Here is a 15,303-nt window from a genome sequence, read left to right as displayed (position 1 = left end):
TTCAATGAGTTTTACCAATCCCGGTCCACAGGCGACCGCAGAAATCTTGAAAAATTCATCGACTATTGCTGTAGTGGGCCTTTCTGACAATCCCGCCAGGACTTCTTTTCAGATCAGTGAGGCGATGCAGAAAGCGGGGTACAAAATCATCCCCGTAAACCCGAAAGTGACGGAAGTTTTAGGAGAAAAAGCAGTTTCTTCTCTTCAGGATATTGAAGAGAAGATCGATATCATCAACGTATTCCGGCGTTCCGAGTTTCTCCCGGAAGTGGCCAGAGAGGCAAAAGCGATAGATGCCGAAGCTTTCTGGGCTCAGCAGGGAGTCTTCCACCCGGAAGCGTACGAAGAACTGAAAGACAGTAAGCAGGAAGTCATCATGGATTCCTGCATCAAAGTCGCTCATACAACTCTTCTATAGCAACGGACCCCCTTTTTCACAAGGGGGTTTTTCTTGTTTGTCCATAAATAACTTTTTTTATACGAAAAAAAAAGCTACAATGATACGAGTGAATAAGTTTGAATTTACAAACACGAACGTTTGTTCTAATATAGATAGTAAGGTGATATTGGAACGGAAGGAGATGATTTAAATGAAGTCGAAACAAACTTATACGGACAGTTCCATACAGGTGCTGGAGGGACTGGAAGCTGTAAGGAAACGCCCGGGGATGTATATTGGATCTACGGATCACCGGGGGCTTCACCATCTTGTCTTTGAAATTGTCGATAATTCGGTAGATGAAGCTTTAGCCGGATATGGAGAAACTATTACAGTTACGATCCGGAAAGATAATAGCGTTTCTGTAAGTGATAAAGGGAGAGGTATGCCTACCGGGACTCATCAGACCGGCAAACCTACCCCTGAAGTTATAATGACCGTACTGCATGCCGGCGGTAAATTCGGTCAGGGAGGTTACCAGTCCAGCGGCGGTCTGCACGGCGTCGGGGCCAGTGTTGTAAATGCGCTCTCGGAATGGCTCGTCGTCGATATATTCAGAGAAGGTACCCATTTCAGGCAGCGTTTCGAGAACGGCGGGCTGCCGGTCACCACGCTGGAAGAGATAGGTAATACGAAGAAAATGGGAACCACTATTTCCTTTAAACCGGATACGTCCATCTTTTCCACGATCAACTTTCACACCGAGACGCTGATGGAACGCTTAAGAGAAGCCGCTTTCCTTCTGAAAGGACTGGAAATCAAACTGGTAGACGAACGTGGAGATGAAAAACAGGAAGAAGTATTCTACTATGAAGATGGAATCGAATCTTTTGTAGCCTACTTAAACGAAGAGAAAGAGACGCTCCACCCGGTTATTTCCTTCGAAGGGAAACATACGTCCATCGAAGTGGACACCGCTTTTCAGTTCAACGACGGGTACACGGAGAACATATTGTCCTTCGTCAACAACGTACGGACAAAAGACGGCGGAACGCATGAATCCGGAGCAAAAACGGCCATTACTCGCGTTTTTAACGACTATGCCCGTCGGACACAACTGCTGAAAGAGAAAGATAAAAATCTGGAAGGGAACGATATACGCGAAGGATTTACGTGCATCATCTCCGTACGTATACCGGAAGATCTGCTTCAGTTTGAAGGTCAGACTAAAAGCAAACTCGGCACACCGGAAGCCCGTTCGGCTATAGATAACGTCATTGCTGAGCGCCTTGCTTACTTTCTCGAGGAGAACCCGGAGACGGCTGCTATGCTTGTAAAAAAAGCCATCAAAGCCAAGGCTGCTCGCGAGGCGGCAAGAAAAGCCAGAGAAGATGCCCGCAGTGGGAAAAAGCGTAAGAAAAAGGACTCCCTCCTAAGTGGTAAACTTACACCGGCCCAATCACGTAATCCCAATAAGAATGAACTGTACCTGGTCGAGGGGGACTCGGCAGGCGGGTCTGCCAAACAGGGGAGGGACCGCCGGTTCCAGGCCGTCCTCCCGCTTCGAGGTAAGGTCATTAATACGGAAAAAGCGAAGATTGATGATATATTTAAAAACGAAGAGATATCAACGATTGTGCACACGATCGGCGCAGGCGTCGGGAACGATTTCGACATTGAGGATTGTAATTATGATAAAGTAATCATCATGACGGACGCAGATACAGATGGCGCTCACATCCAGGTACTGCTGCTCACTTTCTTTTACCGGTATATGAAACCGCTCATTGAGGAAGGTAAGGTATTCATTGCACTGCCTCCGCTTTATAAGATTTCCAAAGGGAAAGGTAAGAAAGCGAAAGAGGAGTATGTATGGGATGAAGACGGTCTTGAAGAAGTACTGAAACAATTTAAGAATGGCTATACCATCCAGCGTTACAAAGGACTCGGGGAAATGAACGCCGATCAGTTGTGGGAGACTACGATGGATCCGTCTTCCCGGACGCTGATTCGCGTAACGATTGATGATATCGCAACCGCCGAAAAACGGGTGACAACTCTGATGGGGGACAAAGTGCCTCCACGCCGGAAATGGATTGAATCGCACGTTACTTTCGGTCTTGATGAAGGCGAAAATATTTTAGAAAATGAAAAATTGCACGACTAACAGGAGGAAGTTCTCATGTCTGAAACAGAAAGACTTTTGGATCTGCCACTTGAGGAAGTACTGGGAGACAGATTCGGCCGCTACAGCAAGTACATTATCCAGGAACGGGCCCTGCCTGATGTCAGGGACGGGCTCAAACCCGTACAACGCCGTATTCTTTATGCTATGCAGCAGGAAAAAAACACGGCCGACAAACCGTACAGGAAATCTGCAAAAACTGTCGGTACGGTAATCGGTAATTACCACCCGCACGGGGATTCTTCGGTATACGAAGCCATGGTAAGACTAAGTCAGACGTGGAAAGTCCGCTATCCGCTCGTGGAGATGCACGGGAATAACGGAAGTATTGACGGCGATCCGCCTGCAGCCATGAGGTATACAGAAGCAAGGCTCTCCGGAATATCCACGGAACTTCTGCGTGATATCCAGAAAGATACGGTGGAACATATCCCTAACTTCGATGACACGATAGAAGAACCTACCGTATTGCCCGCAAGGTTCCCGAACCTTCTCGTTAACGGTTCTACCGGAATCTCGGCCGGATATGCCACCGACATCCCTCCTCACCGGCTTGGGGAAGTAATCGAGGCCGTTATTATGAGGATCGATAATCCCGAGGCTTCAGTAGATAAACTGATGACTAAATTACCGGGACCTGACTTCCCTACCGGAGGCATCGTCCAGGGTGCTCAGGGCATCAAAGAAGCTTATGAAAACGGGAAAGGAAAAATCATCGTCCGCGGAAAAGCGGAAATCCAGCAGATCAAAGGCGGTAAGGAACAGATCGTCATTGATGAACTTCCTTATGATGTGAATAAATCCACACTTGTGAAACGGATGGATGAGCTTCGCATCGACCGGAAAGTGGAAGGGATCGCAGAAGTCCGCGACGAGACGGACCGTACGGGTCTGAGAATTGTGATCGAACTGAAGAAAGAGTCGAACAGTGAAGGGATACTCAACTACTTATATAAACACACGGATCTTCAGGTATCCTATAACTTCAATATGGTAGCTATCTCCGATCAGAAACCGAAACTTATGTCTCTTCCGATGATTCTCGATGCCTATATCAGTCATCAGAAAAACATTGTAAGGAACCAGGCGATGCACGACCTGAAAAAAGCGAGAAATCGTGCGCACATCGTCCAGGGACTCATTAAAGCTATTTCGATCCTGGATGAAGTGATCAGTACGATCCGCTCCTCCAGTGATAAAAGCGATGCCAAAGAAAAACTGAAGTCTGCCTATACGTTTTCCGAGGCTCAGGCGGAAGCTATCGTCAATCTTCAGCTTTACCGCTTGACGAACACGGACATCACAGCCCTTCAGGAAGAAGCAGAAGAGCTGGAAGAGACGATCAGAAACCTTGAGAGTATTCTTTCGGATGAGAAACTGTTGCTGAAAGAAATTAAGAAAGATCTCCGCTCCATAAAGAAAACCTATAAAGATGACAGACTGACGGTCATCGAAGAGCAGGTTCAGGAGCTGAAGGTGGACCTGGAAGTCATGGTTCCGAGTGAAGACATACTGACTTCTGTTACGAGAGACGGCTACGTCAAACGGACGAGTCTCCGTTCCTACGGAGCTTCACAGGAAGAATCTCCGCCTCTGAAAGAAGGAGATTATCTTTTAAGCCTCATGGAACTCAATACGACGGATACTTTATTACTGTTTACAAATAGAGGGAAGTATCTTTATCTCCCGGTGCACCGGTTACCGGACATAAAATGGAAGGAACTGGGTCAGCACGTAACGAACCTGGTACCGGTCGAAGCCGGTGAAAAAATCATAGAAGTTATCCCTGTACGAAATTTCGAAACGGATGACTACCTGACATTCGTCACTAAAAATGGGATGGTGAAAAGGTCGCTGCTGAAAGATTATCAGGCGCAGCGCTACTCCAAACCTCTCGTAGGTATAAATACGAAAGCAGATGATGAAGTCGTAGCTGTTCACCGCACCGACGGCCGTAAAGATATTATGCTGGCCTCCAACAAAGGTTACTGCCTCCGTTTTCCGGAAAATGAAATCAATATCGTGGGAGCCCGGGCTGCGGGTGTTAAAGGCATGCAGTTAAAAACGGAGGAAGTCATTGTCTCCGGGGAAGTATTCGACCCGGAAGCTCAAAGAACTGTTCTCGTCGTATCTCATAGAGGTGCGGTGAAACGGATGGATCTCAGGGAATTTGAATCGACGACGAGAGCGAAAAAAGGAAACGTCGTATTCCGGGCTCTGAAGAAAAACCCTCATACACTCATACAAATGCTCGTCGTTGATAAAGAGAGTCATATCCGTATCGTCACTGACAAAGAAGCGATTGAGGTCCAACCGAAGCAGTACCGTTCGAAGGACAGCTACAGCAACGGAACATTCGTTATAGACACCGAACAGAACGGGGATGTGACGGGGGCCTGGAGAAAAGTGGGCTATGAAAGTCCGCTGGAATAATAATCTTCCATAAAATAATAGCGCTTATACTGAAGAAAATGTTATTCTATAGATGTATGTTGATTTAGGAGGGAAAGATATTTATGAAAATCATTGTAGCCGGAGGAGATGGCTTCTGTGGATGGCCTACTGCTTTGTATTTATCCAAGCAGGGTCATGACGTAGCAATCCTCGACAATTTAGTACGACGTAAAATCGATAATGAACTGCATTCGAACTCGGTAACACCTATCGCCACACTCGAAGAACGGGTGAATAAGTGGAAAGAGCTTACCGGTAAAGAAATCAAAACGTTCGTGGGTGATCTGAACCATCATGACTTCCTGACGCAGGTTTTTACTCAGTTCAAGCCGGATGCCTTCGTCCACTTCGCCGAACAGCGTTCTGCGCCTTATTCCATGATCGACCGTGAACATGCGGTGTACACTCAGACGAACAACGTTATGGGGAACCTGAACGTACTCTACGCTATCAAAGAATTGGCACCGGACTGTCATCTTATTAAGCTCGGGACGATGGGTGAGTACGGCACGCCTAACATCGATATTGAAGAAGGGTATATTGAAATCGAACATAAAGGAAGAAAAGACACTCTTCCTTACCCGAAACAGCCGGGGTCCTTCTATCACCTGTCAAAAGTTCATGACAGCCACAACATCCAGTTCGCCTGTAAAATCTGGGGTATCCGTGCCACTGATCTGAACCAGGGAATCGTTTACGGTTTACATACCGAAGAAACGAAGCAGGATCCTGTTTTGAACAACCGACTGGATTACGACGGGGTGTATGGCACGGCTCTTAACCGTTTCATCAACCAGGCAGCCATCGAACATGACCTGACCGTTTATGGTTCCGGTAAACAGACGCGTGCTTTCCTTAACATCGAGGACACGGTCCGCTGTGTAGAGATTGCGGCCGAAAACCCTGCCGAACCGGGTGAATTCCGCGTATTCAACCAGTTTACGGAGTGGTTCTCTGTCAAAGAGCTCGCAGACAAAGTTCAGAAGGTAGCCAAAGAAGAAGGTATCGATGTTTCCATTGATAATATGGAGAACCCAAGGGTGGAAGCAGAAGACCATTACTATAGTGCAGTCAATACGAAACTTCGTGATCTCGGACTGGAACCACACCTTCTGACAGACGAAGTCATCAAAGACATGCTCCAGACGGTGATTGATCATAAAGACCGTGTCATTAAAGACAACGTTCTTCCGTCTGTCACCTGGAAGTAATAGAGGACCTTTATGAAAATCGTTATTGTCACAGAAACTTTTTTGCCTTCTACAGACGGGGTGGTCACCCGTCTGAAGGAGGCTATTACTTATATTCATAAAAAAGGGCATGAAGTGGTCATTATAGCCCCCGATCTTGGGGTGAAAGAATTCGACGGAGCGATTGTGGAGGGCATAAAACCCGCAAAGCTACCCGTTTACTCTTCCAAGTACTTTTCCCTTCCGAGCAGAAAAGTAAAGGACCTGCTGGAAAAACATAACCCTGACGTGGTTCACGTCGTCAACCCTGCTTTAGTAGGGGTATCCGGGGTATATTATGCCAACAAATTAGGTTTTCCGCTCGTGGCTTCCTATCATACACACGTGCCGAAATACCTGGATTACTATAACCTTTATCCTTTTAAACCGATTTTCTGGGCTTATTTCAAGAAACTGCACAGCTATGCCCATACAAACGTATGTACATCGCAAACGATATTGAAAGAACTGCAGCAAAAGCGCATACACAATCTTGAAGTCTGGAAACGGGGCGTGGCTATCGACCATTTCCATCCGAAGCACGAAAGCACGAGTATGAGAGAACGGTTATCCAACGGGAATCCGGGGGATAAACTGCTGGTATTCGTCGGACGTCTTGCTCCGGAGAAAGAAATCCATAAAATAAAGCCTCTGCTGGAAAAGCGGAAAGACGTCTCTCTGGCCATCATCGGGGACGGACCGATCCGTCAGCAGCTTGAGAAAGAGTTTGAGGGGACGAAAACGGTATTTACGGGTAATCTGCACGGAGAAGAGTTCAGAGAAGCGTTTGCAAGTGGGGACGCGATGATTTTTCCATCGGTGACGGAAACGCTTGGACTCGTTATACTGGAAGCTATGGCATCCGGACTGCCGGTAATAGCAGCTGAGAGTGGCCCTACGAAAGAACAGGTAGTAGACGGCGAAACCGGAATACTGTTCGAAAATGAGAACACTCAAAGCATGATAGATGCTGTGGAACAACTGGAAGACCCCGAACTGCTGGAACATCTCAGCGAAAACGCCAGAAAAGAAGCAGAGAATTTCAGTTGGGAGAAACCTTCCGAACAAATTCTTGAGATCTATAAGAAGACGATTGCTATAGCCAAATAAAAACAGCTCCCGTTACGTATGTATCAGGGAGCTGTTAAATTATGTTTTGTCTCACTATCATAAGTATGCTTAGTTTATGAGACATCGAAAAGTAATTCCCCTTAACTTCCTATAATATATATTATGTAAACTAAGTAATTTTGTTAATAAGAGAGGGGTTTTATCTTTTTATTGTTAATACTCCCCTCTTTTATATACAGACAAGATCAGCAGAATATCTATCGTCCCCGCTGATCCCGTCCTGTTCATGAATGTTTAATGACTGTTTTGTCTTCCTGCTGGATCACTTTATTGTCTTTCATAAGCTTTCCTAATGCTCGTTTGAATGCAGCTTTGCTGATGCCGAATGTTGCCCGGATATCTTCCGGATCGCTTTTATCCGTAAAGAACATAACGCCGTCATTTTCTTCTAAATACTCGTAGATCACTTCCGCATCTTCTTTCTGGCTGACCGCTTTTACGGGTCTCAAGGACAAATTCAAAGTGCCGTCTTCTTTAACGGCTATTACTCTTGCTGTTAAGTCTTCCCCGAGCCTCGGTTCCGCGATCCGCTCCGTCGGATGAATGAACCCGCGATATCCTTCTTCCGTCAGTACAGCAGAACCGGCTTTTACAGCTTTATACACACGTACTCCGACTTCTTTGTTCAGCATATCTTCAGGAGCCTTATCAAGTTCTGCCATTACTTCGTCTTCCGAAATGGGTTTAGCTTCGAGTCTTCCTTTCTTGTCCGTCTCCAGCGTAACAAACAGGAAGTCTCCTTCTTTCGGCCACACAGCCTTCATCAGAGGCAGGTCATCTTTGGAAACGAGGATGTCTTTGCCTTCCACTCCAATATGGACGAATGCTCCGAGATGCGGCAGGATACTGACAACTTCCGCCCATCCGTAAGCATCTGCGGTAGCTGCCGGTAATGAATCCGTCGTGACGAGATCCCCGTTTTTATTCAAGTAGCAGAATACCTCTATTTCTGTATTCAGGGCCGGAGCGCCATCAGTCGTCTCCAGCGGGAGTGTCTCTCCGTGTACGGTAACCTCAGCGTCACCGGTGACTTCCGCTTTTTGAATGGTTCCGATAATAGATAAGTTCATAGCTAGTTCCTTTCGGGCTGTTTTACTGATACAGACGATCGACAGCCGTTTTGATTTTTTGATAAGATGCTTTCTTTTTTTCAAAATCGTAAATATTCGTTATAAGAAGAAACTCGTTCACCTGGTACGATTCGGATAACTGTTGTAATTTCCTTGCCACCTTTTCAGGGGTGCCTATGATGGTTCGTTTTCTGTTCTTCTGTATTTTGTCTATTTCGTCCCCGGGCAGATTATCAAAATCAATCTCATCAGGCGCATATACTTTCGTATCGAGTCCTTTTTCCACCTGGAGTAACCACATATCCTGACTCCTGGCCAGATACTCCGCTTCTTCTTCCGTATCCGCGCATACAGCAAAGACGCACATATTCACGGAAGGCTCGCTGAGCTGCAGAGATGGCTCAAACTTATCGCGGTAAGTCTGCAGGGCCTCTTCCACCGCATCGGGGCTGATAAAATACCCGAAAGTGAAGCCCGTCCCCTGCTTCGCCGCATGCCGGGCACCCCGCTCCGAGAGACCGAGCACCCACATGTCAGGAATCGTCGGCGATGCCGGTTTTGCTTTTACTCCATAATAATCGTGGCCTTTTGGAAGGTCGTCGTAAAGGAAATGCTGCAGTTCCTTCAATTGCCGCTGAAAAGAACTGAGCGGCTTGTTCACTCCATCAGTCAGAGCCGCCCTCGTCTTCTGGCCTCCTCCCGGAGATCTTCCGAGACCGAGATCCACCCGACCCGGGTAGAAGACTTCAAGTGTACGGAACACTTCGGCAACTTTCAGCGGACTGTACTGTGGCAGCAGCACTCCCCCTGACCCTACTTTTATGTTCGTCGTTTTACTTAAAATCGTATTTATGATTACTTCCGGAGCGGCACTGGCCAACCCGTTCGTATTGTGATGCTCGGCCACCCAGTACCGGTGATATCCGAGGGATTCCGTGAACTGTGCAAGCTCTGTCGTCTGTGCTAATGCGACCCCTGGCGAACCTCCGTCCGAAATCGGTGATTGATCCAACACACTAAGTATCACTGTACATCCTCCTGTTTATTTATACACGTCCCGCATTATTTTGTCTAAAATCTGCTGCTGCTCTTCAAAGAGAATTTTATATCTCTTTTTAAGAACTTCGAACTCTTCTCTCCCGGCATCGGTCAAATAGTACCAATACACCTTCTGCCGCTTCTTGTCATGGGATTTATAGTCTTCCTTCCTTGCCAGAAGCCCTTCTTCCGTCATCTCATGTAAAGTATCCAGCAGCGTGGAAGGTGCCGGTATCCAGTTTTTTGTTAAGGTTTTGAATTCCTTTTTGAAGTGTTCGCTGATCATCGGCTGTTTCACCTGAAGCAGATGCATAATATAAAACTTGGTAAACTGAGCTGCGCTCATATTCAATGCGAATTTTTTAGGATTATTTTTGTGACTCACGAAAACACCCCTCCTCCCTATCATTTTACCTCAGAGACGAGGGGAATTAAATGAATAAGAACATTTGTTCAATCTCCCTGGGTATAATTCGGGAATACTCCTAACTCATAAAAGGAGGGAAAATGTCTATACTCTTCTGTAACTTCCTTTGCTCTATCATAAAATAATTTCAGATGTTTCTAAGTAAAGTTGACAATAACAATCTTTTTGTTTAATCTATACAGTATAAATTGAATAATTTTAATTAATTGTACAAAAGGAGGGATGAATATGGCGAATGAAGATGAATATTTACTGGAAGAATCAAAAGATGTGATGATCAGCGCCCTCGCTCAAACTATGGTCATATACGGAGTCACCCCATCAGTAGGAAGAATTTATGGACTTCTTTTCTTTGCTGACGAACCTATGACTCTCGACGATATAAAAGTTCAAGTAGCAATGAGCAAAGCCAGTGTAAGTAACGGTATGAGGGAACTTCTAGAAACCGATATGGTCACAAAAGTATGGAAAAAAGGAGAAAGAAAAGATCATTACATTGCTGAAAAAGATTTCTTGCGGAACTTTATTAATTTCTTCACTAAGAAAATACGTCAGGAGCGACAGTTAATTTTGAAAGGAGTAGAACAAACAGAAGACACCTTCAAATACCTGTCGACAAATAGTGAGAATCCTGAAATTAAAAAAAAAGCACAAAAAAATCTGGACTTGATACATGGATCCATGAATTACTTTCATTGGACAATGAAACTTGCGAATGCAATGGAATCAGGAGATATTTTCAAATACTTTCCTAAAAATAACTAATGAAGAGAGGATTAACACACTTATGGATCAAACAGCACTTGTGCTTATCGATATTCAAAAAGAAAATAATTTTGACATCGACAACCTTGAAAAAATCGTGAGTCGAACAAAAAAAATCATTAATACTTGTCGTGAAAAAAACATTCCTATTATTTATACAAGACAAATCAATAGAGCTGATACAAAGGGACTTTCTAAAGGGGAACCCCTAAATAAAGACGGAAGCCCTTATTACTACTCCTCGGATTCAAAAAACATAGAAATCATAAATGATATAAAACCTCAAAAAGACGATATTATTATAGATAAATATCGGTGGAGTGCTTTTCACGAAACAAGCCTTGATCTTATGCTTAGAAACATGGGAGTTACAAACATAATTATAGGTGGCCTCGTTAGTGACGGGTGCCTTATGACTTCTGTTTTTGATGCTTATTTCAGAGATTACCAAATCAACCTGGTTGAAGATATTTGCGCTACCACTAATACAGGAGCGCATATGGCATCCATGTTGATTATGTCCAACTGGGTTTATACCTTATCTATTTACGATACGAAGAATATCATCAACAAACTTAATGGAATCCCTTACGATGTATATGAAGCTCCTTCTCCTGATGCTCTGCCTTTCACTCCAGAAACTATGAAAAAGCAATTCCAAAAAATCGCGAATACTAAGGAGAGACTATAAATCATGAAGAAAATTACCGCCCTTCTATTCTTCTTTGCCCTACTCATGCTTGCAGCATGTGGAAGTGAAGAAACTCAATCAAATGAAGAAAGTAATAATAAAGAAGAAACCGCTGACACAAAACAAGATGAAACAATTACTTTTGGAGCTACTACATGGACTAGTACTCAGGTACCTACGGCCATTGCGAGTCAGATCCTTGAAGAAGCCGGTTATCAAACAGAGATTACCACAGTTGCCCAACCCTTAATTTTCGAGGGTCTTGCTAATAAGGATATGGATGTTTTTATGGACGCCTGGCTTCCTCATACAGAAGAGGAGTTATGGAATAAATACAAAGATTCATTACAAAAAGTAACGGCCAGCTACAAAGAAGTTCCTCTGGGCTGGGTTGTACCTGAATATATGGAAGCAGACTCTATAGAGGATTTAAAAGGAAAATCAGATCAATTCACCGATGAAGTAGTAACTATCGGAGCCGGGGCAGGTATTGTAGAAATTTCTAAAGATATTTTTCCAGCCTACGGACTTGACGATTACGAACTAGTTCCAACCAGTGAATCTGCCATGATGGGAGTTGTCGATGAAAAGACCAAGGCTAAAGAACCTTTTATTATCACAGGATGGAGACCTCACTCTATGTTTCAGAGATATGATCTGAAATTTCTCGAAGAATCAAAAGACCTTTTCAAATATGATAATGTGTACGTCCTTTCTTACCAGGGACTCGAAGAGAAACATCCTGAAGCCTACAATATCCTTTCAAATTGGGAAATCAGTGTTGAAGATCTAGAAGAAATGATGCTGAAATATGAAAAGGAAGATAAGTCATTTGAAGAACTTGCCCAAAAGTGGATCGAGGATAATAGAGATAAAGTGGAGACTATGCTTAAATCCTCCAATTAATCATCAATTGAACTAAAAGCTTCTGACAGTTGAATTTCTACACTGCCAGGAGCTTTTGAACTTTAGGTTAAGATTCTTCATTCCAATCTCCTTATTGAATGGAACTCATGATTTTTTGAATAAGTTCCCTTTTCGTTCAATCATTGAACCTCTGATCTCTTATCATCGAAAGCTGCACATAACAGTGGTAAACTGAAATAGTTATATAGATTCATAGACATGTAGAATTTTTCTATATGTAGATAGTAACACGTCCTGAAAATTAATGTACGGGAGAGATTGTTATGACAGAATTACTCAAAGACAAAGCAGGATTAGTCACTGCAGCAGGATCGGGCATCGGCCGTGCCAGTGCGATCGCCCTGGCAAAATCCGGAGCCAAAGTAATGGTTTCTGATGTCAGCGAAGAAGGCGGGAAAGAAACCGTTAAAATGATCAGGGATAATGGCGGCGAAGCACAATTCTTCAAGTGTGACGTGAGTGACGAAGATCAGGTGAAAGCATTAGTGGATGAAACGGTCTCCGCTTTTGGTAAATTGGATATCGCTCACAATAACGCCGGTATTAACGCGGGTCAGGTCAAAATAGGAGAAATGGAATCCGAAGACTGGGATAAAACGATAAAAATAAACTTGTACGGAGTTTTTTACTGTGTGAAGCACCAGATTAACGAGATGCTGGAAACGGGCGGCGGTTCGATAGTCAACTCCGCTTCAGGATCCGGATTGGAAGGCTCAGCGAAGATGACACCATACACCGCTTCAAAACACGGTGTCGTCGGTCTGACGAAGTCCGTGGCACTGGAATACGGAAAACAGGGCATACGTATTAATGCAATCGCTCCGGGCGCAACCATTACACCGGCCATTGAAAAATGGGCCCAGAACCAGCCGGAACAATATAACGGCGTATTGGAGTCACTCCCTGCAGGTGAAATGTCCACACCGGAAGATCAGGGGAACGTTGTTGCGTTTTTATGCTCCGACCTTGCGAAGCAGATTAATGGTGTGACGGTACCGGTGGACGGCGGATACACGGCCGGAAAATTATAAGAAGATCAATGCAGTCCCGTTCATAAATTCATAATGTTTCAAACTTCCCCAAAACATCAGTCTCCTGAGGCAGACGTTTTGGGGAAGTGTTTTTTTCAGATATCAGGTTTTCAGTTATTTCTTATATCTTCCAAAGAACTTGAGACTATGTTCCCTTTATAAATTGTAGCTACCCGACTTGATCTTCTCGCAACAGCTTCGGCAGAACAGGAAGCTTCAACAAAAACGATACTGGCTTCGTCACCGGGTTTGGGCCATACCTGTGTCCCTTTGGAATTAAGCGGGGTCTTCCCATTGGTGATAAAAGAGAGGGTCTGTGCTAACGATTGTTCATCTGTCCATCCTGAAATTTCTGCTAAACGACTGGCGCGTGCTAACACATCTCCATTACCGAACGGAGACCAGACGTCAAAAATATTATCACATCCTATGGCAACTGCTACTCCTTTCTCACGCAATAAGTTTATCGGCGGGAACTTTCGATCAATCGGAACGCTGGAGATAATGGTGATCCCCGCTTCAGCCAATAATTCTGCCATTTCCTCTGCTTGAGATGCCGAAATATCTCCGAGTCCCAATGCATGACTAATCGCAACCTGGCCTTGCAGACCGGCTTCATTCGTAAACTGAGCCAATCGTTTCATTGTAAAAATTCCGAGGTGATACGGGTCATGTAAATGCAAGTCAATTCCTGCATTCCCTTCCACGGCCGGTTCCACCATGCTGTTCAAAGAGGCTTCTATATCCCCATCCATGGTAGCAGGATCAACTCCGCCTACAAAGTCCGCCCCTCGATCAAGTGCTTCCTTCACTAAATCTTTCGTCTTCGTTTGCAGTAAACCATGTTGAGGAAAGGCGACGATTTCATAGGATAGTCTTCCTTCAAATGTTTGTAATGCTTGTTGGTCTGCAAGTTCTTTTGTAGTAGTTTCCAGGGACGGCACAACCTCTTTTTCACTTTCAAGTCTTTCAAAGATATTATTGACGGAGGGTACAGAACGCCATCGATCCCCAAGTAATGTTTTGTCTAAATGACAATGTTTTTCGATGAACGACGGGAGCACCAGCAGTTGATTCGCATCTCTTTTTGGTAAATCATCAGTTATCGTTTCAGCGGAAGGTACAAACTTTGCAATCTTCTGGTCCTTGATTAATAGATGGAAACATTCCGTCTTTGTGCCTGAAATGTGGAATTCACAGTTGATCTATCCCTTCTAATATAATACGTAAAGTAACCCTGAAAAAACACGGTCGTCCTTTCTATCCTGCAGTTTTATTCCAATAGTAATCAGGCTCCGGCTTCTTTTAGTATACTTACAGTTTCCTGATATCCATTATTCTTGGCGTGCTGCAAAGGCGTTACACCTTCCCTGTCACTAATACTGAGATCACTCCCGTAGTCCACCAATATTTGTACAATTTTTTGATAATCCCTGCCGCCATCCCCTAGAATGATCGCTTCCAATAATGCTGTCCAGTGCAGATTATTAATATGATTAACATCTGTATCAAAATTGTTTAAAAGCTCTTTCACGACGTCAACATGACCTCTTTCTGCAGCAGGTATAAGTGCCGTTCCTCCATACCGGTTCGTTAGTGTCGTATCAGCTCCTGCTTCAACTGCAAGTTTCACAATGTCAAGAAACCCTTCTGCCCCTGCATATAAAAGTACATTATCCTGATTGTTATTCCGTATATCAATATCCGCTCCTCGTTGAATAAGGGCATCTGCAGTACCTGTGTGATGTTCACGGGTTGCTGCCATTACAGCGGTCACTCCCTGTTCATTCGTTGCATCGATATCTGCACCATTTTCCAGAAGCTCCAGGACGTTCTTCTTGTCCCCACGTTGAGCGGAGTCGATTAATTGTTGATTCATAGTATCTTTCTCCTTTTCTTTTGACACGTTTTCCGAGGAGTCAGAGGTTAATTGACAAGCGGTAAGCAAAAACAAAAAAAAACAGACTGACGAACAT

Annotated in this window: 14 protein-coding genes; 9 read left to right on the top strand and 5 right to left on the bottom strand. The window is 44.5% G+C overall.

Annotated features, from left to right (window positions below):
• Window positions 1–4 precede the first annotated feature (4 nt).
• The 5 genes from BLU03_RS00185 to BLU03_RS00165 all read left to right on the top strand — a co-directional run bounded on the left by BLU03_RS00185 (window position 5) and on the right by BLU03_RS00165 (window position 7,357).
• Complete coding sequence (locus tag BLU03_RS00185) at window positions 5–418, top strand: CoA-binding protein (RefSeq protein WP_093104780.1); 414 nt, start codon at window positions 5–7, stop codon at window positions 416–418.
• A gap of 172 nt (window positions 419–590) precedes the next feature.
• Entirely contained in the window at window positions 591–2,546 is a 1,956-nt protein-coding gene (parE, locus tag BLU03_RS00180; RefSeq protein WP_008587697.1) for a DNA topoisomerase IV subunit B, read from the top strand.
• A gap of 15 nt (window positions 2,547–2,561) precedes the next feature.
• Window positions 2,562–4,997 carry a DNA topoisomerase IV subunit A gene (gene parC / locus BLU03_RS00175; protein WP_093104775.1) on the top strand — a complete coding sequence of 812 codons (2,436 nt, stop codon included), beginning with the start codon at window positions 2,562–2,564 and terminating at the stop codon, window positions 4,995–4,997.
• Window positions 4,998–5,080: 83 nt separating this feature from the next.
• Window positions 5,081–6,229, top strand: a complete 1,149-nt coding sequence (locus BLU03_RS00170) for an NAD-dependent epimerase/dehydratase family protein (protein WP_093104772.1) — start codon at window positions 5,081–5,083, stop codon at window positions 6,227–6,229.
• 12 nt (window positions 6,230–6,241) lie between these two features.
• Window positions 6,242–7,357 (top strand): glycosyltransferase family 4 protein, encoded by a 1,116-nt coding sequence (locus BLU03_RS00165; RefSeq protein WP_008587692.1) that lies wholly within the window; start codon window positions 6,242–6,244, stop codon window positions 7,355–7,357.
• A 245-nt stretch (window positions 7,358–7,602) separates the two neighbouring features.
• Here BLU03_RS00165 and BLU03_RS00160 read toward each other — a convergent pair whose 3' ends face one another.
• Genes BLU03_RS00160 through BLU03_RS00150 form a run of 3 tightly spaced genes read right to left on the bottom strand, consistent with a single transcriptional unit; the run spans window position 7,603 to window position 9,871 of the window.
• Entirely contained in the window at window positions 7,603–8,448 is an 846-nt protein-coding gene (locus tag BLU03_RS00160; protein ID WP_076570505.1) for a CvfB family protein, read from the bottom strand.
• Between the two features lie 22 nt (window positions 8,449–8,470).
• A complete protein-coding gene (locus BLU03_RS00155) occupies window positions 8,471–9,475 on the bottom strand; it encodes an LLM class flavin-dependent oxidoreductase (RefSeq protein WP_093104761.1) in 1,005 nt (334 codons plus the stop codon).
• A gap of 15 nt (window positions 9,476–9,490) precedes the next feature.
• On the bottom strand, window positions 9,491–9,871 hold the full coding sequence (locus tag BLU03_RS00150; RefSeq protein WP_008587686.1) for a PadR family transcriptional regulator: 381 nt from the start codon (window positions 9,869–9,871) through the stop codon (window positions 9,491–9,493).
• 270 nt (window positions 9,872–10,141) lie between these two features.
• On the opposite strand from BLU03_RS00150, the gene BLU03_RS00145 reads away from it, so the two are divergent.
• From BLU03_RS00145 to BLU03_RS00130, 4 genes are all read left to right on the top strand, one after another.
• On the top strand, window positions 10,142–10,678 hold the full coding sequence (locus BLU03_RS00145; protein WP_093104758.1) for a GbsR/MarR family transcriptional regulator: 537 nt from the start codon (window positions 10,142–10,144) through the stop codon (window positions 10,676–10,678).
• Window positions 10,679–10,700: 22 nt separating this feature from the next.
• Window positions 10,701–11,369: an isochorismatase family cysteine hydrolase gene (locus BLU03_RS00140; protein ID WP_093104755.1), complete on the top strand. Its 669-nt coding sequence runs from the start codon at window positions 10,701–10,703 to the stop codon at window positions 11,367–11,369.
• 3 nt (window positions 11,370–11,372) lie between these two features.
• The gene (locus BLU03_RS00135; protein WP_093104754.1) at window positions 11,373–12,275 is read left to right on the top strand and encodes a glycine betaine ABC transporter substrate-binding protein; all 903 of its coding nucleotides are present in this window, start codon (window positions 11,373–11,375) and stop codon (window positions 12,273–12,275) included.
• A gap of 284 nt (window positions 12,276–12,559) precedes the next feature.
• Window positions 12,560–13,327 carry an SDR family NAD(P)-dependent oxidoreductase gene (locus tag BLU03_RS00130; RefSeq protein ID WP_093104753.1) on the top strand — a complete coding sequence of 256 codons (768 nt, stop codon included), beginning with the start codon at window positions 12,560–12,562 and terminating at the stop codon, window positions 13,325–13,327.
• Between the two features lie 110 nt (window positions 13,328–13,437).
• Here the strand turns inward: BLU03_RS00130 and BLU03_RS00125 are convergent, their stop codons facing one another.
• Window positions 13,438–14,391, bottom strand: coding sequence for an amidohydrolase family protein (locus tag BLU03_RS00125; protein WP_322787555.1), 954 nt, complete (start codon window positions 14,389–14,391; stop codon window positions 13,438–13,440).
• Between the two features lie 224 nt (window positions 14,392–14,615).
• The gene (locus BLU03_RS00120; protein ID WP_093104751.1) at window positions 14,616–15,206 is read right to left on the bottom strand and encodes an ankyrin repeat domain-containing protein; all 591 of its coding nucleotides are present in this window, start codon (window positions 15,204–15,206) and stop codon (window positions 14,616–14,618) included.
• Window positions 15,207–15,303: the final 97 nt, after the last annotated feature.

It is taken from the genome of Salimicrobium album (assembly GCF_900107115.1).
GTDB classification, from domain to species: domain Bacteria; phylum Bacillota; class Bacilli; order Bacillales; family Halobacillaceae; genus Salimicrobium; species Salimicrobium album.
The sequence above is the reverse complement of the archived record's forward strand: the minus strand, read 5'-3'. Positions and strand labels throughout refer to the sequence as shown.

Excerpts from the sequence above, each read along its gene's own strand:
- BLU03_RS00185 (WP_093104780.1), top strand. The coding sequence starts at position 5 with ATGAGTTTTACCAATCCCGGTCCACAGGCGACCGCAGAAATCTTGAAA.
- parE (WP_008587697.1), top strand. The coding sequence starts at position 591 with ATGAAGTCGAAACAAACTTATACGGACAGTTCCATACAGGTGCTGGAG.
- parC (WP_093104775.1), top strand. The coding sequence starts at position 2,562 with ATGTCTGAAACAGAAAGACTTTTGGATCTGCCACTTGAGGAAGTACTG.
- BLU03_RS00170 (WP_093104772.1), top strand. The coding sequence starts at position 5,081 with ATGAAAATCATTGTAGCCGGAGGAGATGGCTTCTGTGGATGGCCTACT.
- BLU03_RS00165 (WP_008587692.1), top strand. The coding sequence starts at position 6,242 with ATGAAAATCGTTATTGTCACAGAAACTTTTTTGCCTTCTACAGACGGG.
- BLU03_RS00160 (WP_076570505.1), bottom strand. The coding sequence starts at position 8,448 with ATGAACTTATCTATTATCGGAACCATTCAAAAAGCGGAAGTCACCGGT.
- BLU03_RS00145 (WP_093104758.1), top strand. The coding sequence starts at position 10,142 with ATGGCGAATGAAGATGAATATTTACTGGAAGAATCAAAAGATGTGATG.
- BLU03_RS00140 (WP_093104755.1), top strand. The coding sequence starts at position 10,701 with ATGGATCAAACAGCACTTGTGCTTATCGATATTCAAAAAGAAAATAAT.
- BLU03_RS00135 (WP_093104754.1), top strand. The coding sequence starts at position 11,373 with ATGAAGAAAATTACCGCCCTTCTATTCTTCTTTGCCCTACTCATGCTT.
- BLU03_RS00130 (WP_093104753.1), top strand. The coding sequence starts at position 12,560 with ATGACAGAATTACTCAAAGACAAAGCAGGATTAGTCACTGCAGCAGGA.
- BLU03_RS00120 (WP_093104751.1), bottom strand. The coding sequence starts at position 15,206 with ATGAATCAACAATTAATCGACTCCGCTCAACGTGGGGACAAGAAGAAC.